Origin of the sequence: Devosia submarina, assembly GCF_003056345.1 — a bacterium.
Classification (GTDB): Bacteria; Pseudomonadota; Alphaproteobacteria; order Rhizobiales; family Devosiaceae; genus Devosia; species Devosia submarina.
Window position 1 is genome coordinate 154,851 of the sequence record NZ_PYWB01000004.1, and the last position, 17,406, is coordinate 172,256.

Below are 17,406 nucleotides of genomic sequence, written 5' to 3' on the forward strand. Positions count from 1 at the left end.
ACCCGCGCAGATGAGCCTTTACCGCAATTTCCTTTCGGTGGGCGGGCTGACGCTCCTGTCGCGTGTGGCCGGCTTTGTTCGCGATGCCCTGATGGCGGCCGTACTCGGCATCGGGCCGGTGGCGGACGCTTTTAACGCCGCGTTCCGCTTTCCCAATCTGTTTCGGCGCTTGTTTGCCGAAGGCGCCTTTAACACCGCCTTCGTGCCGATGTTTTCGACCGCTTTCGAACAGGAAGGGCCGGACAAGGCGCGGGAGCTGGCCGGGCGCATCATCAGCTGGCTCGTGGCAGCCATCCTGGTCGTCACCATCCTGGCTGAAATCTTCATGCCGCAGCTGATGGCGCTGTTTGTTCCGGGCTTTACCGACAGCCCGGAAAAATTCGAGCTGACAGTGTTCCTGACCCGGCTGATGTTTCCCTATCTGGCCTGCATGTCGCTGATGGCCGCCTATGGCGCCATTCTCAATTCGCTCGGCCGGTTCTTTGCCGCGGCCTTTGCCCCCGTTCTGCTTAACATCGTCAACATCGCCGTTCTGGTGCCCCTGGCGATCGTGACGCTGAACGAGCAGGCCGATATCGCCTTTTGGCTGGCGATCGCGGCGCTGGCCGGAGGCGTGGCGCAGTTGGCGCTGGTCTATTGGGCCATTCGGCGCGCCGGCTTTGTGCCCCGGCTGAGCCTGCCGCGCTTCAATGGCGAGGTGCGCCGCTTCTGGATCCTGGCTGTTCCGGCAATTATTGCCGGCGGCATTACCCAGATCAATATCTTTGTTGGCACCGTGATCGCGTCGGGTGCTGATGATGCCATTTCCATCATCAGCAATGCCGACCGGCTGTATCAGCTGCCGCTCGGCATTATTGGCATCGCAATCGGCACGGTGCTCCTGCCCGAATTGTCGCGCCATCTTGGCGCGGGCCGGGAAGAGGAGGCACGGGCGACGCAAAGCCAGTCGCTGCTGCTCTCCATGCTGTTTTCCTTGCCGGCGGCCGCGGCGCTGATGACCATTCCCGTGCCGATCGTGCGTGTGCTGTTTGAGCGTGGCCAGTTCAATGCGGCTGATAGTGTTGCCGTAGGCCAGACGCTGGTCGGCTTTGCCATTGGCCTGCCCGCATTCGTCTTGATCCGAGTGCTGCAGCCCGGCTTTTTCTCGCGCAAGGATACGGTCACGCCGACAATCCTGGCCGGTGTTTCGGTGGTGGCCAACATCGCGATTTCGCTGCTGCTGTTCCCAAGCCTGCAGGCCCTTGGGATTGCCTTGGCGACCTCCATTTCTGCCTGGATCAACGTCGCAGGACTCGGTGTCCTCCTGTCGCTGCGCGGGCATTTTGCGCTGACGCTCGATGAGCTTCGTCGCCATGGCCTGATTCTGCTTTCGGCCGTGGTGATGGGGGGCGTGCTGGTGCTGCTCAGCAATCGCGGTGCGGTTATCTTTGCTCCCGGCGGTTCGCTTCTGCTCCAGATCGTGGCACTGGCGGCAATCTGCCTGTTTTCCGCGGCGCTTTTTTTCACCCTGGTTCATTTCAGCGGCGCGCAGCCACTGGGCGCTCTCCTTAGCCGGTTGCGGCGCCGGCGCAGGTGAGGATGACATTGGGGCGCTGGGGATATAGATGTTGCCCCAGTTTTTATGTTTCTTCAGGCTTTCCTCATGGCTTTCACGCCCCGCGTTTTTTCCGGCATCAAGCCCTCGGGCGATCTGCACCTGGGCAATTATCTTGGCGCTATCCGCCGCTTCGTTCCGCTGCAGGATACGCACGAAACCATCTATTGCGTGGTCGACATGCACGCGATCACGGTTTGGCAGGATCCCGAGGACCTCAAGCGCTGGACCTATGAGATCGCCGCGGCCTATATCGCGGCAGGACTGGACCCCAGCAAATCCATCATCTTCAACCAGTCCCAGGTGATCGAGCATGCGGAGCTGAGCTGGATATTCAACTGCGTGGCCCGCATGGGCTGGATGGCGCGGATGACCCAGTTCAAGGACAAGGCTGGCGAAAACTCCGAAAACGTCTCACTGGGCCTATTCGCCTATCCCTCGCTGATGGCCGCCGACATCCTCCTTTACAAGGCCACTGGCGTTCCAGTAGGCGAGGACCAGAAGCAGCACCTTGAACTCACCCGCGACATCGCCAAGAAGTTCAACCACGACTTCCGCAAGCAGATTAAGGCGCTGGGCAGCGAGGGGGATTTCTTTCCGATCACCGAAACCTTGGCGACCGGCCCGGCCATGCGCGTCAAATCGCTCAAGGACGGCTCCAAGAAGATGAGCAAGTCGGCGGAATCGGACCTGTCCACCATCTACATGATGGATGGCGCCGATCTGATTGCCAAAAAGATCAAGCGGGCGACCACTGATGCGGAGGCCTTGCCCAGCGAGGCGGCGGGGCTGGCCGGACGTTCGGAGGCGGAAAACCTCGTTGGCATTTTTGCGGCGCTCTCGAACCGCTCGGTGGATGATGTCCTGGGTGAGTTCGGCGGACAGGGCTGGGGGGCATTCAAGCCGGCGCTGGCCGATCTTGCCGTGGCGGTGCTTTCCCCGATAGCCGAGGAAATGAAGCGGCTGGTGGCGGATCGCGGCGAAATGGATCGCATCCTGGCCGATGGCGCCGAGCGCGCCCGTGCCATTGCCCAGCCGGTGATGGCCGATGTGCGCCGCATTGTTGGTTTCGTCCGGTAGGAGCGCACCATGTACGACACCGAATACAAGCGCAAATTCCTGGTCGTCATCGACGAAACCGTTGAATGCGACCGGGCGCTGACCTTTGCCGCGTATCGCGTCAAGCGCACAGGCGGTACGGTGGTGTTGATGAGCGTGGTGCAAAAGCCCGAGTTCATCGGCTTGGGCGTGGAAGATGTGCTGCGCGCTGAGGCGGTGGAAGAAGCGGAGCGCAATCTGGATGTACGGCTCGCCCGCTTGCGCGACATTGGCGATGTACGCAGCGAATCGGTGGTGCGCGAAGGGGAACCCTCCGAGGAGATCGAGCGGGTCATCGACCAGGACCGTGATATCGCCATTTTGGTTCTGGCCGCCTCCACATCCAACGAAGGCCCGGGTCCCCTCGTGATGCACTTCGCGGGGCGGGCCAATGATCTGCCCATCCCATTGACCGTGGTCCCGGGGCGGATGAGCGACGAAGAGATTATCGCGATCTGCTGAGGCGGGGATAAGTTTGGTGAGGGCCTCAGGGGGCGAGTGGGGCCGTTGTGGCACGCCCTCGTCCTTCGACAGGCTCAGGATGAGGTCTGCTGGACGATCTAATTTCGTCCACCGTCATCACCCGGCTTGTCCGGGTGATCCACTTTTCGAGCACTGCAGAAATGGATTGCCCGGACAAGCCGGGCAATGACGACCGCAGAGGATCTCCCGTCAGACCTCATCTTGAGCTTGTCGAAGGACGAGGTCGTGGCACGATAGGGGTACGTACGCCCTCATGGTTCGACAGGCTCACCATGAGGGCTACTGCGGGAGCGGTGTTGCTCCATCCGATCTGCGCAAACAAAAAGGCCCGGGTTTCCCCGGGCCTTTGTTTGGCGGCTTAGGCCGACTTCTTGCTGTCGTCGTCCTTGACCTCTTCGAAGTCGGCGTCAACCACGTCGTCGTCTTCTTCGTCTTGAGTGCCGTTGGCCTTGGCTTCGGCTTCAGCCTGGGAAGCCTTGTACATGGCCTCGCCCAGTTTCATGGAGGCCTGGGCCAGGGCTTCGGTCTTTTCCTTGATCACTTCGCTGTCGTCGCCATCAATAACGGCGCGCAGATCGGTGATCGCGGTTTCGATTGCAGTCTTGTCCTCGGCCGAAACCTTGTCGCCATATTCCTTGAGCGACTTCTCGGTCGAGTGGATCAGCGACTCGCCCTGGTTCTTGGCTTCCACAGCTTCGCGCTTGCGCTTGTCGGCTTCAGCGTTCTGCTCGGCTTCCTTGACCATCTTTTCGATGTCGGCGTCCGAAAGGCCACCCGAGGCCTGGATGCGGATCTGCTGCTCCTTGCCGGTGCCCTTGTCCTTGGCCGAAACCTGCACGATCCCGTTGGCGTCGATGTCGAAGGTCACTTCGATCTGCGGCACGCCACGCGGTGCGGGCGGAATGCCGGCAAGGTCGAAATTGCCCAGGAGCTTGTTGTTGGCGGCCATTTCGCGTTCGCCCTGGAACACGCGGATGGTCACCGCGCTCTGGTTGTCCTCGGCGGTCGAGAAGGTCTGCGACTTCTTGGTCGGGATGGTGGTGTTGCGATCGATCAGGCGCGTGAACACGCCACCCAGCGTTTCGATGCCGAGCGAGAGCGGGGTCACGTCGAGCAGCAAGACGTCCTTGACGTCGCCCTGGAGCACGCCGGCCTGGATGGCCGCGCCGAGCGCCACGACCTCGTCGGGGTTCACGCCCTTGTGGGGTTCCTTGCCGAACAGCTGCTTGACCGCTTCCTGCACCTTGGGCATGCGGCTCATGCCGCCGACCAGGACCACTTCGTCGATCTGGGAAGCCGAAACACCGGCATCCTTCATCGCCTGCTTGCAGGGGTCGATGGTGCGGGTAATGAGGTCATCCACCAGCGATTCAAGCTTGGAGCGCGAGAGCTTGAGCGTCAGGTGCTTTGGACCCGAGGCATCGGCCGTGATGAAGGGCAGGTTGATTTCGGTCTGGGTCGAGCTCGAGAGTTCGATCTTGGCCTTTTCAGCAGCTTCCTTGAGGCGCTGCAGGGCGAGCTTGTCGGAGCGCAAATCGATGCCCTGCTCCTTCTTGAACTCGTCGGCGAGGTAGTCGACCAGACGCATGTCGAAGTCTTCACCGCCCAGGAACGTGTCACCATTGGTGGACTTCACCTCAAACACGCCATCGCCGATTTCGAGGATGGAGATATCGAAGGTACCGCCGCCAAGGTCATAAACCGCGATCGTGCCGGTGTTCTTCTTGTCGAGGCCATAGGCGAGCGCGGCAGCGGTCGGCTCGTTGATGATGCGGAGCACTTCAAGGCCCGCGATCTTGCCGGCGTCCTTGGTGGCCTGACGCTGGGAGTCGTTGAAGTATGCCGGAACGGTGATCACGGCCTGCGTGACGTTCTCGCCGAGATAGGATTCGGCGGTTTCCTTCATCTTCTGCAGGATCATGGCCGATACCTGCGAGGGCGAGTACTTGTCGCCCGAGGCTTCAACCCATGCGTCGCCATTGTCGGCCTTGACGATCTTGAACGGCACAAGGTTCTTGTCCTTGGCCACGACCTGGTCGTCGAACCGGCGACCGATCAGGCGCTTGACGGCAAACAGGGTATTTTCAGGATTGGTGACGGCCTGGCGCTTGGCCGGCTGGCCGACCAGACGCTCGCCATCCTTGGAAAAGGCGACCATCGAGGGCGTCGTACGGGCGCCTTCAGCATTTTCGATAACCTTGGGATTGGTCCCATCCATCACCGCAACGCAGCTATTGGTGGTGCCCAGGTCGATACCGATGACTTTAGCCATGAACTCTAGCCTTTCTTGAGCAAACCCTTGGTGAAACCCCCTTGCGAGGCAGTCTCGTGGCTGGGAGAGCCGGGTTCCTTGGAACTGTTGTGCCCATCGCTGGGCCTGCGGCGTATATAGGGGGGTGCCATTGGCGCTTCAAGCGGGATGAGGCACAGTTTGTCCCATAATTGGCTTGCGGAGAGGTGGTTTCGACAGACGTGCCGAAGCGCCGCCTCGGGTGCGGTGATAAGCAGCGTTGATGTGGCGAGGCCCTGCCTCGGAAGTAGATAGTGTAGTGAGACAAAGCCTCGCCACATCAGATGGGATTTTAGGCTGATCCCGGCGCGACTCTGGTCCCTAGCCTCCCAGAGGCATCGTAAACACTTCCGCCGTCCTACGGGGATCGCGACATCCCCGCCCCATCTGCCCCTTCACAAGCCGGTTCGCGCGACCCGCTGGTTGGTGAAGGCAGTGGAGGGAGGATAGGGCATGAGGATGGTGGGGGGAGAAGGGGGAATAAGCGCAGAGATTTGCGTGCGGGGAGAGGACCCCCACCTAGCCTCCCCCTGAGAAGGGGAGGGACTGGCGCGGTGGGTGGGTGAGATGGTGGCGCAGCTTCGATCGTCATCCTCGGGCTTGACCCGAGGAGACTGCCCTTGCCGGACGCTGGTAAAGTGCAGAGCCCTCGGGTCAAGCCCGAGGGTGACGATGGGTGAGTAAGGGCTCAGGTTACGCAGTGGCCCCCATGGTGAGCTTGTCGAACCATGGGGGCGTGACAGCCGAGCCTCCACTCGCGCGGCCTCGTGGTTCGACAGGCTCACCATGGGGCCTCTGGGGGTGTTGTGTGGTGGAAGATTGTTTTAACCCGAGTTCGGCGGGATGGTACCTCCGGCGTTCACATGGCCCTTCTCGACAATTGCGGGCGAACGGTCATAACTGCCTCGGTGCAAACAAGGGGAAGCCGCCATGAATATCACGATCGCACCCGAGGACGTGCTGGTTGTTGTGGATGTGCAGTATGATTTCCTGCCTGGTGGCAGCCTTGCGGTGGCCGGGGGCGATGAGATCGTGCCGTTGATCAACACGCTGGGCAAGCATTTCACCAATGTGGTGCTGACCCAGGATTGGCATCCGGCCGATCACGTTTCCTTTGCAAGCCAACACGGGGGCAAGGCGGCGTTTGAAACGGTTGAGCTATCCTATGGCACACAGGTGCTGTGGCCGGATCATTGTGTTTGGGGCACGCATGGCGCCGAAATTTCCCATGATCTGCATCTGCCGCATGCGCAGCTGATTATCCGCAAGGGCTACAATCGCGAGATCGACAGCTATTCGGGGTTCCAGGAAGCGGACCGGCAGACGCTGACGGGGCTCGCCGGTTATCTCAACGAGCGCGATGTGGGGCGCCTATTTGTGGTGGGGCTCGCGACTGATTTTTGTGTCGCCTGGACCGCGATCGACGGCGCAGCGGCCGGCTATGATGTCCTGGTGATCGAGGATGCGGCGCGGGGGATCGACAATGGGGGATCGCTGGAGCGGGCCTGGGCCGACATGGAGGAAGCCGGTGTGCAGCGCATCGTGAGCAAGGATATTCTGGGCTGAAAAAGCAAATCCCCGCCAGGAGCGGGGATTCACGTGAAACGTTTCGTCTTGAAAACTAGGCGCTCTTGTCGACCGCTTCATCGGCTGGAGCATGAGTCGGGCCGCCCTTGGCGACACCCACCATGGCGGGGCGCAGGACGCGATCGCCGATAGCAAAGCCGGCCTGGACGACCTGAACAACCGTGCCCTCGGGGCGGGTTGCGTCAGGAACTTCGAACATGGCCTGATGCTTGTGCGGATCGAATTTCTGCCCCTCGGCCTCAATTGGCTTGACGCCGTGCTTGGCCAGAAGCCGCTGCATTTCGCGCTCGGTCATCTCGATGCCTTCGATCAGCGACTTGATCGTGGCGTCTTCGGAGGAACGGGCCTCCGCCGGCAGAACCATAAGGGCACGGCTGAGGGCATCCGTGGCGCTCAGCATGTCGCGAGCAAATCCGGAAATCGCATAGGAGCGGGTGTCGGCAACATCGCGCTCGGTGCGCTTGCGCAGATTTTCCATCTCCGCAATGGTGCGCAGCACGCGATCCTTGAGCTCGGCGTTTTCCGCGCGCAGCGCTTCAACCGGATCGATCTCGGGCTGTTCCAATTCGGTTTCGACTTCGTTGGTTTCGCCGGAGGCGGCGTTCTCGTCGCTCATCATTATTCTGTTTCCGCATAGGTAAAGGGATTAACGCCGATATCGGCCAGAACGGTCTGCTTTTCAACCCTCAGCCGCTGTTGCGCTTGCGCGCCATCATCGCCGTGATGACATGGGCGGTGTAATCCACCACCGGCACGATGCGGGCATAGTTGAGGCGCGTAGGGCCGATCACGCCCAGAACGCCCACGACCTTGTCATTGGCATCCTTGTAAGGAGAAAGGATGACCGAGGAGCCGGAAAGGGAAAAGAGCTTGTTTTCCGAGCCGATAAAGATGCGCACGCCTTGCGCCTTTTCGGCATCGCCCAGCAGTTCCAGCAAGCCGTCCTTGCTTTCCAGCTCATCAAACAATTGCCGCATGCGCGACAGCTCGTCCGACGCCATGGTGTCGTTGATGAGATTGGCGCGGCCGCGCACGATCACGGTGGGAGTGCTGGTGGCGGATGGTTGGCTGAGGGTTGCAATACCCTGATCTACCAGCCTCTGGGTGAGTTCATCGAGCTCCGCCCTTTGCTCGGCGCGCTGCTCAGCAAGGATCTTGCGCGCTTCGGCAATGGTTCGGCCGACGACGTGGTGGGCAAGGAAATTGCTGGCCCGTGTCAGGGCGCTGGCAGTGAGGCCCGGCGGCGTATCAAGGATGCGGTTTTCCACCTGCCCGTCTTCGCCCACCAGGATCGCCATGGCGCGATTGGCATCCAGCCGCACGAATTCGAGGTGCCGCAGCACCATGTCCGATTTTGTAGCGATCACCACGCCTGCGCCCTGGCTCAGACCCGAGAGCAATTGGCTGGCTTCAGTCAGCACATCTTCCACATGCCCCTGCCGTTGACCCTGGATGGATTGGGCAATCTGGTTGCGTTCTACCTCGTTGACGGCGCCCACTTCGAGCATTGCATCAACAAAAAAGCGCAAGCCCTCCTGCGTCGGCGCTCGACCAGCCGAGGTATGGGGAGCCGCGATCAGGCCCAGATCCTCAAGGTCCGCCATGACATTGCGCACCGAGGCGGGCGACAGGCCGGTCTGGAGCATGCGCGAGAGATCACGCGAGCCCACAGGGGATCCGGTGTCCAGGTAACGCTCGACGATCTTGCGGAAAATCTCCTGGCTGCGGGCGTTGAGCACACTCAAGAAATCTTCAGGGGGCTTGTTCATGCGGTTTTCGATAAAATGATCCACTTTAACCGTGAGCCCTCATTTAAGCGCATTACCGCCCTGCGCCAAGCCGGTGCGGCTTGTGAGCGAGCCGGATGAGGGTTAAGAGGCGGTTAACAATAACTTTCCATGGATTCCTGATGCGCCCTTCCGGACGTGAGCCCAACCAGATGCGCGCCGTCACCTTTGAGCGCAATGTTGCTCTCAAGGCTGAAGGCTCATGCCTGGTTGCCTTTGGCAACACCCGCGTATTGGTGACCGCTTCGGTGGAAACGAGCCTGCCTGGCTGGCTGCGTGGCAAGGGGCAAGGCTGGGTAACTGCCGAATATGGGATGCTGCCGCGCGCCACGGGAACGCGGACGCGTCGGGAAGCGACCGCCGGCAAGCAATCGGGCCGCACCCAGGAAATCCAGCGGCTGATCGGGCGCTCGCTGCGCGCCGTGGTCGATCTGCAGCTGCTTGGTGAAAACCAGATTACGGTGGACTGCGATGTGCTCGAAGCCGATGGCGGCACGCGCACGGCGTCCATCACCGGCGCCTATGTCGCGCTGGCCGATGCCATTCGGTGGATGGACGAGCGCAAGCTCACCAAGGGGCAGGCGCTGCGCGATTCCGTAGCTGCCGTGTCCTGCGGCATTTATCGCGGCACGCCCGTGCTGGACCTCGACTATTTGGAAGACGTGGAAGCCCATACCGACGCCAATTTCGTGATGACGGGTTCGGGCAAGTTCGTGGAAATCCAAGGTACGGCCGAGCAAGTGCCCTTCTCGCGCGACGAGCTCAATGCGCTCATGGCGCTGGCCGAGCAGGGCATCGCCGACCTCAGTGAAATGCAACAAACGGTTCTTCAGGCATGATCGGCTGGCTCCTCAGGAAAGTGGCATCTGCGCCTGTTCAGGCCAATCAGGCCAATCAGGCCAAGTCGGAGATGTCGCTAGAGCGTTGCGCCATCTGGCACGATGTAACGCGCGCACTTGACGCCAAACCCAAGAGTGCAAGCAAATGAGCATCGAACGGCTGCGCAGAGGTGACCGGCTCGTCCTGGCGTCCCACAACAAGGGCAAGCTCGAGGAGTTTCAGGGATTGTTCGAGCCCTATGGGCTGGAACTGATCTCCGCCGCCGAGCTTGACCTGCCCGAGCCCGAGGAAACCGGCACGAGTTTCGCCGAAAATGCGCGCATCAAGGCTCATGCTGCGGCCCAAGGCGCCGGCATGCTGGCGCTGAGCGATGATTCGGGGCTGTGCGTTGATGCGCTCAATGGCGATCCTGGTGTCTATACGGCCGACTGGGCCGGTGTGCCGCGCAATTTCGATCATGCCATGAACCGCGTGGAAGATGCTTTGCAGGCCGCCAACGCCACTTCGCCCAGCCAGCGCCGGGCCTCGTTCAATGCCACGCTGTGCCTGGCCCATCCCGATGGGCGTGACGTCCTTTATGTGGGCAAGTGCGATGGCATGCTGGTCTGGCCTCCGCGCGGCGAGCGCGGCCACGGCTATGACCCCGTGTTTATGCCCGATGGCTATGACATCACCTTTGGCCAGATGACGGCCGAGATGAAGCATGGCTGGACGCCGGGGACGACAGGTTTGAGCCACCGGGCACGCGCCTTTGCCCAGTTTGTGGAACACCAGATTGAGCACTAGGGCGAACGACCTTTTCGGCGTTTACGTGCACTGGCCATTTTGCGCCAGCAAATGCCCCTATTGCGACTTCAATTCGCACGTCCACCGCGGCCCCTTCGACGAGGATGGCTACGTCAAGGCTTATGAGCGCGAGATCGCCCATGCAGCGGCGCTGGCGCCCGGCCGGGTGGTGCAGTCGATCTTTTTCGGCGGCGGCACTCCATCGCTGATGTCGCCCAATGCCACGGGCCGGATCATCGATGCCATTGCCCGGCACTGGACGGTGGAAAGCAAGGCCGAGATCACGCTCGAGGCTAATCCGACCAGCGTCGAGGTCGACCGCTTCAAGGGGTTTCGCACCGCAGGCGTCAATCGCGTTTCGCTAGGCGTGCAGTCGCTGCGCGAAGGGCCGCTGGCGGAACTCGGTCGCCGACACTCTGTGGACGAAGCCATCGCCGCAGTGCGCATTGCCCAGAGCATTTTCGAGCGCTCGAGCTTTGACATCATCTATGCTCGCCCCAAACAGACGCTCGAGGATTGGGAGGACGAGCTCAAGGAGGCGCTCTGGCTCGCACGCGGCCATATCAGCCTTTACCAGCTGACCATCGAGCAGGGGACGCGCTATTTCGACCTGCATCGCGCGGGGAAGCTCCAGATGCCCGACGAGGATCTGGCGGCCGATTTCTATGAGCTGACGCAGGAGCTGACAGCCGAGGCGGGCTTGCCGGCTTATGAGATTTCCAACCATGCCCGCCCCGGGCAGGAGAGCCAGCACAATCTTCTGTACTGGCGCTATGGCGAATATGCCGGGATCGGCCCCGGTGCGCATGGCCGGCTGATGATCAATAATCAGCGCCACGCCACGGCGGCCGAGAAAATGCCATTCGACTGGCAGAAGCGCGTCAACAGCGCTGGCCACGGCATGGTGGTGGACGATGTCCTCACTTGGGAAGAGCAGGGCGACGAGTTCCTCGTCATGGGCCTGCGCCTTAAGGAAGGCATTTCGCCCTCGCGCTTTACCGCCATTTCGGGGCGGCAGATTTCGCCGCGCCAGATCGAAGCGCTCAAGGGGTATGGGTTCGTTGAAACCCTGCCCAATGGGAATATTCGGGTCACGGACCGGGGCTGGCCAGTGCTGGATGCGGTCGTAGCGGATCTGGCGGCCTGAGGGACTCAACCTTGACCTTTCCCCTGCGAGGGAGAGCAATGGTTCGGTGGCTCTCGATCTTTATACCGCACGAATCGTCACCCTCGGCCTTGAGCCGAGGGCTCTGCACTTTGGGGAAAGTGTAGTACCCTCGGGTCAGGCCCGAGGGTGACGCATGGTGGTAGCTTGCGCCGAGGCTGTTTGTCGGGAGATGTAGCCCGACAAACTCGACTCCAGGCGCTGGGGACGCTAGAGCCATTCCCATGACCATCACCCTTGCCATCGACACCGCTGCGCCACGACTGCAATTGGCTTTGCTTCCAGCCGATGGCCATGTGGATGTGTCGGTGGACGAGATCGCCACCGGTCACGCCGAACTGATTTTTGAGCGGATTGGGCAACTGCTTGGGCGCAATGGCGTGGGCTATGAGGATCTCGAGCGAGTGGCGAGCACGACGGGGCCGGGATCGTTTACCGGTTTGCGGATCGGGCTATCGGCCGCGCGGGGCATTGGGCTGGCCCGTGCCATTCCGGTCGTTGGAGTGCCGAGTCTTTTGGCGCTGTCGCTGAGCGTTAGGGGGCCATCCACCGTCCTGCTCGATGCAAGGCGGGGCGAGGCCTATCTGCAAAATTTCTTGGGTGCCGGGCAGCCCAAGGATGAGGCGAGGCTGCTCCAGATGGAGGAGGCGCGTGCCGCTGTGGTGCCGGGCGCGGCTCTGATCGAATCGCCCTTTGTTGATATCGCCCTTGTGGCTCGCTTCGCAGCGCAGGCTGATCCAAACACCTACCTGCCCGAGGCGGCCTATGTCCGGGATGCCGATGCCAAGCCGCAAGGTGCGGCGCGTATTGCCAGGCTCAATGCATGATGAAACTCTGGATGGCGCCGGCAGGGCTGCATATCGAGCCCGGACAAATGGGGGACGCACGCGAGCTAGCGCGTATTCACGCGACGGGATTTTACCGGGGCTGGCCAGAAGCAGAATTCGCCGATTTCCTCGGGGATCCCAGCACACCGGTTTATGTCGCCTGCGACCCAAAGCGTCGCATCGCAGGCTTTGCCCTGATCCGCATCGCCGCCGACGAAGCGGAATTACTGACCATTGCGGTGGATCCCAAATGGCGCGGCAAGCGCGTCGGAGCGGCGCTGCTGCGTGCTGTGTTCGACGATCTGTTGATGAGCCCGGCGCGGCGCATGTTTTTGGAAGTCAGCGAGGACAACCAGGCAGCGATCCGGCTCTACAAGAGCCAGGGTTTTGCCACCATTTCGCAGCGCAAAGGCTATTATGCAAAGCCCGATGGCTCCGCGGCAACGGCGCTTGTCATGTCGCGTGATCTTGGGTAACCCGTTTGGATGAACAAAACTCCTTCCGAGCTGACCCTAGAGGAAGCCTGCGTGCAAAAGGGCATGCGGATGACCGACCAGCGCCGGGTCATTGCACAGATCATCGAGGCCGCTTCGGACCATCCCGATGTGGAAGAACTCTATCGCCGCGCTTCGGCGATTGATGATCGGATTTCGCTCTCAACAGTGTACCGCACGGTCAATCTGTTTGAAGAAGCGGGCCTCATCACCAAGCACGATTTCAAGGATGGCCGTGCCCGCTTCGAGCTTATTCCTGACGAGCATCACGATCACCTTATCGATGTTCGCTCAGGCACGGTGATCGAGTTCCGCAACGAGGAAATCGAGGCGATCCAGGAAGTGATTGCCAAGCGCCTGGGCTATCGGTTGGTTGATCATCGGCTCGAGCTTTATGCCGTCCCGATCAATTCGACAGAGCGCACCAAACCATAGGCGCCAGCAACACGCCGGGGAACAGCGTCATGCCGACAACGACATTCTTTGTTGCCTTTGCGACGCTGTTTGCCACTGTAGGCGTGGCCGATATCGCCTTTATTTTTGCCGCGCTCACCAAGCGGAACACCGCGGCCGAGCGCTTTGCCTTTGCCACGCGCGGCGTGCTGATCGCCACGGGCATCCTGCTGCTGTTTGCCATTTTGGGCAATCCGATCCTGGAAGTGTTCGGCATCACCATTCCGGCGTTGCGTACCGCAGGCGGCTTGCTGCTGTTCCTGATCGCCATCGACATGGTTTTTGCCCGTCATTCCGGTGGCACGGGCACGACGGACGAGGAAGAGGTGGAAGCCCGGCAGCGCGACGATATTGCCGTGTTCCCTCTCGCCATGCCGCTATTGGCGGGGCCCGGTGCTATCAGCGCCGTGATCCTGCTCACGACCGGCGCGACCAACAATGCCGAATTCTGGGCCGTGCTGCTGGCGATCGTCGTGATCCTGTTTTTGGCCTGGCTGACGCTTCTGGTCGCCATTCCCATCCAGCGCCTGCTGGGCGTGACGGGGCTCGCCGTGGTGTCGCGCGTGGTGGGTATCCTGCTTGCGGCGCTTGCCGTGCAGTTTGTGTTTGATGGGGTAAAGGCCAGCGGTTTGCTGGGGCATGTGGCGGGGTAAATAACGCGCACAAGGCGTCACCCTCGGGCTCGATCCGAGGGCGTTGCACTCGCTGGATTTCTGAAGTGAAGAACCCTCGGGTCGAGCCCGAGGGTGACGAACAAAGTGTTGAGTCTTACAACACGAACTTGCTCAGATCCGTATCGCCGGCCAGGACGCCGACCTTTTCCGCTACGAACGGAGCGTCGATGCGGATGGTCTGGCCCTGCTTGTCGGGGGCTTCGAAAGAAATGTCTTCCACCAGCCGCTCCATAACCGTTTGCAGGCGCCGCGCGCCGATGTTTTCGACCGAAGAGTTCACCCGAACAGCCGCATCGGCGATGGCCTCAATGGCGTCGGGGGTGAAGTCGAGCGTCACCCCTTCTGTGCCCATCAGCGCCACATATTGCTTGATGAGGCTTGCATCAGTGTCGTTGAGGATGCGGATGAAATCCTCGCGCGTTAGCGCCTTGAGCTCCACCCGGATCGGCAGGCGACCCTGAAGTTCGGGCAACAAATCGCTGGGCTTGCTCACATGGAACGCGCCCGAGGCGATGAACAGGATATGGTCAGTCTTGACCGGTCCATACTTGGTCGAAACCGTGGTGCCCTCAATCAGCGGCAGGAGATCGCGCTGCACGCCTTCACGGGACGGACCGCCCTGGGCGCCACCTTCGCGATGGGCGACCTTGTCGATCTCGTCGATAAAAACGATGCCGTGGTTTTCAACGAGCTCGATGGCTTCGCTCTTGAGCTGGTCCTGGTCGAGGAGCTTGTCGGCTTCCTCGGCGATCAGGGGCTCATAGGCGTCCTTAACCTTGATCTTGCGCTTGACCCCGCGCCCGCCCATGGCGGACTTGAACATGTCGGACAGATTAATCATGCCGATGCCGCCATTGGGCATGCCGGGGATCTCGAAGCCACCCGTGCTGACGGTAGGGGTCATCTCGATCTCGATTTCGCTGTTGTCCAGCTCGTTGTTGCGCAACTTGCGGCGGAAGGAATCGCGTGTTGAAGGCGCGGCCGACTGGCCGACCAGGGCATCAAGGACCCTGTCTTCGGCATTCTGGTGCGCCTGAGCCTGCACATCGGCACGGCGCCGGTCGCGCAGGACTGTGATGCCAGCCTCCACAAGATCACGGATGATCTGTTCGACGTCGCGGCCGACATAGCCCACTTCGGTGAACTTGGTAGCTTCCACCTTAATGAAGGGCGCCTGGGCAAGACGCGCAAGGCGGCGCGAAATCTCGGTCTTGCCAACACCCGTCGGCCCGATCATGAGGATGTTCTTGGGGGAAACTTCGCGGCGCAGCTCGGGGGGGAGCTGCTGGCGGCGCCAGCGATTGCGCAGGGCAACGGCAACAGCCCGCTTGGCATCGTTCTGACCCACAATATTGCGGTCGAGCTCGGAAACGATCTCGCGCGGGGAAAAATTGGTTTCGCTCATTTTTGGTCTGTCTTTCCTGGTGCCTTGTCGAAAAAGCGCACCATCATGTGTTCGTCGATAAATCGACCGTTCACGAGAAGGCAGCGAGGGTCGGTACCATAAGTCTCGAACCCCGCCTCTTGATAAAGCCGGATCGCCGGCGCATTGTGCGCACCCACCATTAGATGCAGCTGGAGCACCGACTGGCTGGCATGCTCGATGGCTGCATTTAAGAGGGCCAGGCCCGCGCCCGTGCCACGCAGCCGCGGCTGCAGGTAAACCTGGTAGAGCCAGCCGCGGTGACGCTCGCGCTCGCCATCGGTTTGTCCAAAGGCCACGATGCCGCCCAGCGTGTTGTCGGCAAATACGCCGAAAAACGCCATGCGTCCAAGAAGCGCCGCCAGCTCCTCAAGACTTTGCCGGGCAAAGCTTTCGGGCGAACTGGCATAGGCTTCGGGATGGCTGGTGAGGGCCTCGAGCCTGATGGCGCGATAGCTCTCGACATCATCCCGCGTGAGCCGTCGGACCGAATAGGTCACGAATTGAGCTCGATGGTTTCCACCGTCACATTGCCATTGGTATAGACGCAGATTTCTTCTGCGATCTTCATGGCGCGGCGAGCAATATCATCGGCGTCGAGCTCAGTTGCCTGATGCAGCGCCAGGGCGGCCGAATGGGCGTAATTGCCCCCCGAGCCGATGGCGATCACGCCATGATCGGGGGTGAGGACGTCGCCATTGCCGGTCAGCACAAGCGTGTCCGATTTGTCGGCCACGATCATCATGGCTTCGAGTTTGCGAAGGTAGCGATCGGTGCGCCAATCCTTGGCGAGCTCGACGGCAGCGCGCATCAGCTGGTCGGGATATTGCTCGAGCTTGGCTTCAAGCCGCTCGAACAGCGTAAAGGCGTCGGCCGTGGAGCCGGCAAAGCCGCCGATCACCTTGCCGCCAGCCAGCCGGCGCACCTTCTTGGCGCCATGCTTCATCACGGTTTGACCCATGGAGACCTGGCCATCGCCAGCCACCACGACCTTGTTGCCCTTGCGCACGGAAACGATGGTCGTCCCGTGCCACCCGGGAAAAGAACTCTCACTCATTGGGGAAGATACTCCAGAACTGTTGGGTGATATTTAGGAGTGGCAGCGGCGATTGCAACAGAAGGGTGCGGAAGGCAGGGCGGCCGAGGCGGCACACACATTCTTCACGCGCCTGTGCTGATCTGGTAGGGAGCCTTCGAACCGGAGACTGCCCCTATGCGTACCGCCACCATTTCGCGCCAGACCAACGAAACCAGCATCACGGTTTCGGTGAACCTCGATGGCACTGGTGCGCACACCATGGCAACGGGCATCGGCTTTTTCGACCACATGCTGGAACAGCTCTCGCGCCATTCCCTGATCGACATGGATGTGCAGTGCGGGGGGGACCTCCACATCGATTTCCACCATAGCGTGGAAGATGTCGGCATCGCCCTGGGGCAGTCCATTCGCGAGGCGCTGGGCGACAAGAAGGGCATCCGACGCTACGCCTCATCCGATTTGCCGATGGACGGCACGCTGACGCGGGCGGCGCTCGATGTTTCAGGACGCCCGTTTTTGGTGTTCAAGGCAGAGTTCGACCGGCCCAAGATCGGGGAGTTCGATACTGAACTCTTCCGCGAATTCTGGCAGGCCTTTGCCATGAATGCCGGCATCACACTGCATCTTGAGAACTTCTACTTCGACAACAACCACCATTTGGCGGAGTCGATGTTCAAGGCCGTGGCACGTGCGCTGCGCGAGGCGGTGGAGATTGATCCGCGGGCGGCCGATCGGGTGCCGAGCACCAAGGGTACGCTCTAGGCCTCTGGTGGCTGGGCTTTCACTGGCTGGGCTTTTGCACTATTGCACCATCAAACGCGGTGTCACCCCGGACCTGATCCGGGGTCCATCCTGAGATCTCGAGA

18 protein-coding genes are annotated in these 17,406 nt (G+C 61.1%); 12 read left to right on the forward strand and 6 right to left on the reverse strand.

The window, feature by feature from the left end:
* Positions 1-10: 10 nt before the first annotated feature.
* The 3 genes from murJ (at position 11) to DDE77_RS07140 (ending at position 3,154) form a co-directional block, all read left to right on the forward strand.
* A complete protein-coding gene (gene murJ, locus DDE77_RS07130) occupies positions 11-1,576 on the forward strand; it encodes a murein biosynthesis integral membrane protein MurJ (protein ID WP_108396763.1) in 1,566 nt (521 codons plus the stop codon).
* Positions 1,577-1,642: 66 nt separating this feature from the next.
* Positions 1,643-2,674, forward strand: coding sequence for a tryptophan--tRNA ligase (gene trpS / locus DDE77_RS07135; RefSeq protein ID WP_108396946.1), 1,032 nt, complete (start codon positions 1,643-1,645; stop codon positions 2,672-2,674).
* A 9-nt stretch (positions 2,675-2,683) separates the two neighbouring features.
* Positions 2,684-3,154 (forward strand): universal stress protein, encoded by a 471-nt coding sequence (locus DDE77_RS07140; protein ID WP_108396764.1) that lies wholly within the window; start codon positions 2,684-2,686, stop codon positions 3,152-3,154.
* 379 nt (positions 3,155-3,533) lie between these two features.
* Here DDE77_RS07140 and dnaK read toward each other — a convergent pair whose 3' ends face one another.
* The gene (dnaK, locus tag DDE77_RS07145; protein ID WP_108396765.1) at positions 3,534-5,447 is read right to left on the reverse strand and encodes a molecular chaperone DnaK; all 1,914 of its coding nucleotides are present in this window, start codon (positions 5,445-5,447) and stop codon (positions 3,534-3,536) included.
* A gap of 948 nt (positions 5,448-6,395) precedes the next feature.
* Between dnaK and pncA the strand changes: the two genes are divergently transcribed.
* Positions 6,396-7,031: a bifunctional nicotinamidase/pyrazinamidase gene (gene pncA / locus DDE77_RS07150; RefSeq protein WP_108396766.1), complete on the forward strand. Its 636-nt coding sequence runs from the start codon at positions 6,396-6,398 to the stop codon at positions 7,029-7,031.
* A gap of 55 nt (positions 7,032-7,086) precedes the next feature.
* Here the strand turns inward: pncA and grpE are convergent, their stop codons facing one another.
* Positions 7,087-7,671, reverse strand: coding sequence for a nucleotide exchange factor GrpE (gene grpE, locus DDE77_RS07155; protein ID WP_425430731.1), 585 nt, complete (start codon positions 7,669-7,671; stop codon positions 7,087-7,089).
* 67 nt (positions 7,672-7,738) lie between these two features.
* Positions 7,739-8,821: a heat-inducible transcriptional repressor HrcA gene (gene hrcA / locus DDE77_RS07160; protein WP_108396948.1), complete on the reverse strand. Its 1,083-nt coding sequence runs from the start codon at positions 8,819-8,821 to the stop codon at positions 7,739-7,741.
* Between the two features lie 140 nt (positions 8,822-8,961).
* Between hrcA and rph the strand changes: the two genes are divergently transcribed.
* The 7 genes from rph (at position 8,962) to DDE77_RS07195 (ending at position 14,057) form a co-directional block, all read left to right on the forward strand.
* The gene (rph, locus tag DDE77_RS07165; protein ID WP_108396767.1) at positions 8,962-9,678 is read left to right on the forward strand and encodes a ribonuclease PH; all 717 of its coding nucleotides are present in this window, start codon (positions 8,962-8,964) and stop codon (positions 9,676-9,678) included.
* A 145-nt stretch (positions 9,679-9,823) separates the two neighbouring features.
* Positions 9,824-10,465 (forward strand): non-canonical purine NTP pyrophosphatase, encoded by a 642-nt coding sequence (locus DDE77_RS07170; protein WP_108396768.1) that lies wholly within the window; start codon positions 9,824-9,826, stop codon positions 10,463-10,465.
* The gene (hemW, locus tag DDE77_RS07175; RefSeq protein ID WP_108396769.1) at positions 10,455-11,612 is read left to right on the forward strand and encodes a radical SAM family heme chaperone HemW; all 1,158 of its coding nucleotides are present in this window, start codon (positions 10,455-10,457) and stop codon (positions 11,610-11,612) included. The genes DDE77_RS07170 and hemW overlap by 11 nt, the downstream gene beginning before the upstream one ends.
* Before the next feature lie 242 nt (positions 11,613-11,854).
* Positions 11,855-12,457, forward strand: a complete 603-nt coding sequence (gene tsaB, locus DDE77_RS07180) for a tRNA (adenosine(37)-N6)-threonylcarbamoyltransferase complex dimerization subunit type 1 TsaB (RefSeq protein WP_108396770.1) — start codon at positions 11,855-11,857, stop codon at positions 12,455-12,457.
* A complete protein-coding gene (rimI, locus tag DDE77_RS07185; RefSeq protein WP_108396771.1) occupies positions 12,454-12,933 on the forward strand; it encodes a ribosomal protein S18-alanine N-acetyltransferase in 480 nt (159 codons plus the stop codon). Before tsaB ends, rimI begins: the two co-directional genes overlap by 4 nt.
* A 9-nt stretch (positions 12,934-12,942) precedes the next feature.
* Positions 12,943-13,386 carry a Fur family transcriptional regulator gene (locus DDE77_RS07190; protein WP_108396772.1) on the forward strand — a complete coding sequence of 148 codons (444 nt, stop codon included), beginning with the start codon at positions 12,943-12,945 and terminating at the stop codon, positions 13,384-13,386.
* A gap of 29 nt (positions 13,387-13,415) precedes the next feature.
* On the forward strand, positions 13,416-14,057 hold the full coding sequence (locus tag DDE77_RS07195) for a MarC family protein (protein WP_108396773.1): 642 nt from the start codon (positions 13,416-13,418) through the stop codon (positions 14,055-14,057).
* Between the two features lie 115 nt (positions 14,058-14,172).
* On the opposite strand, the gene hslU is transcribed toward DDE77_RS07195, so the two are convergent.
* The 3 genes from hslU to hslV are packed head-to-tail and all read right to left on the reverse strand — an operon-like array spanning position 14,173 to position 16,558.
* Positions 14,173-15,483, reverse strand: a complete 1,311-nt coding sequence (gene hslU / locus DDE77_RS07200) for an ATP-dependent protease ATPase subunit HslU (protein WP_108396774.1) — start codon at positions 15,481-15,483, stop codon at positions 14,173-14,175.
* Positions 15,480-16,001, reverse strand: coding sequence for a GNAT family N-acetyltransferase (locus tag DDE77_RS07205; protein ID WP_157959707.1), 522 nt, complete (start codon positions 15,999-16,001; stop codon positions 15,480-15,482). The genes hslU and DDE77_RS07205 overlap by 4 nt, the downstream gene beginning before the upstream one ends.
* The gene (gene hslV, locus DDE77_RS07210; RefSeq protein WP_108396776.1) at positions 15,998-16,558 is read right to left on the reverse strand and encodes an ATP-dependent protease subunit HslV; all 561 of its coding nucleotides are present in this window, start codon (positions 16,556-16,558) and stop codon (positions 15,998-16,000) included. Before hslV ends, DDE77_RS07205 begins: the two co-directional genes overlap by 4 nt.
* 156 nt (positions 16,559-16,714) lie before the next feature.
* Here hslV and hisB point away from each other — a divergent pair, with 156 nt between their 5' ends.
* Positions 16,715-17,302, forward strand: coding sequence for an imidazoleglycerol-phosphate dehydratase HisB (hisB, locus tag DDE77_RS07215; protein ID WP_108396777.1), 588 nt, complete (start codon positions 16,715-16,717; stop codon positions 17,300-17,302).
* Positions 17,303-17,406: the final 104 nt, after the last annotated feature.

Excerpts from the sequence above, each read along its gene's own strand:
- tsaB (WP_108396770.1), top strand. The coding sequence starts at position 11,855 with ATGACCATCACCCTTGCCATCGACACCGCTGCGCCACGACTGCAATTG.
- trpS (WP_108396946.1), top strand. The coding sequence starts at position 1,643 with ATGGCTTTCACGCCCCGCGTTTTTTCCGGCATCAAGCCCTCGGGCGAT.
- DDE77_RS07170 (WP_108396768.1), top strand. The coding sequence starts at position 9,824 with ATGAGCATCGAACGGCTGCGCAGAGGTGACCGGCTCGTCCTGGCGTCC.
- grpE (WP_425430731.1), bottom strand. The coding sequence starts at position 7,671 with ATGATGAGCGACGAGAACGCCGCCTCCGGCGAAACCAACGAAGTCGAA.
- hisB (WP_108396777.1), top strand. The coding sequence starts at position 16,715 with ATGCGTACCGCCACCATTTCGCGCCAGACCAACGAAACCAGCATCACG.
- dnaK (WP_108396765.1), bottom strand. The coding sequence starts at position 5,447 with ATGGCTAAAGTCATCGGTATCGACCTGGGCACCACCAATAGCTGCGTT.
- murJ (WP_108396763.1), top strand. The coding sequence starts at position 11 with ATGAGCCTTTACCGCAATTTCCTTTCGGTGGGCGGGCTGACGCTCCTG.
- DDE77_RS07140 (WP_108396764.1), top strand. The coding sequence starts at position 2,684 with ATGTACGACACCGAATACAAGCGCAAATTCCTGGTCGTCATCGACGAA.
- hrcA (WP_108396948.1), bottom strand. The coding sequence starts at position 8,821 with ATGAACAAGCCCCCTGAAGATTTCTTGAGTGTGCTCAACGCCCGCAGC.
- DDE77_RS07195 (WP_108396773.1), top strand. The coding sequence starts at position 13,416 with ATGCCGACAACGACATTCTTTGTTGCCTTTGCGACGCTGTTTGCCACT.
- rph (WP_108396767.1), top strand. The coding sequence starts at position 8,962 with ATGCGCCCTTCCGGACGTGAGCCCAACCAGATGCGCGCCGTCACCTTT.
- DDE77_RS07190 (WP_108396772.1), top strand. The coding sequence starts at position 12,943 with ATGAACAAAACTCCTTCCGAGCTGACCCTAGAGGAAGCCTGCGTGCAA.
- rimI (WP_108396771.1), top strand. The coding sequence starts at position 12,454 with ATGATGAAACTCTGGATGGCGCCGGCAGGGCTGCATATCGAGCCCGGA.
- hslV (WP_108396776.1), bottom strand. The coding sequence starts at position 16,558 with ATGAGTGAGAGTTCTTTTCCCGGGTGGCACGGGACGACCATCGTTTCC.
- pncA (WP_108396766.1), top strand. The coding sequence starts at position 6,396 with ATGAATATCACGATCGCACCCGAGGACGTGCTGGTTGTTGTGGATGTG.
- hslU (WP_108396774.1), bottom strand. The coding sequence starts at position 15,483 with ATGAGCGAAACCAATTTTTCCCCGCGCGAGATCGTTTCCGAGCTCGAC.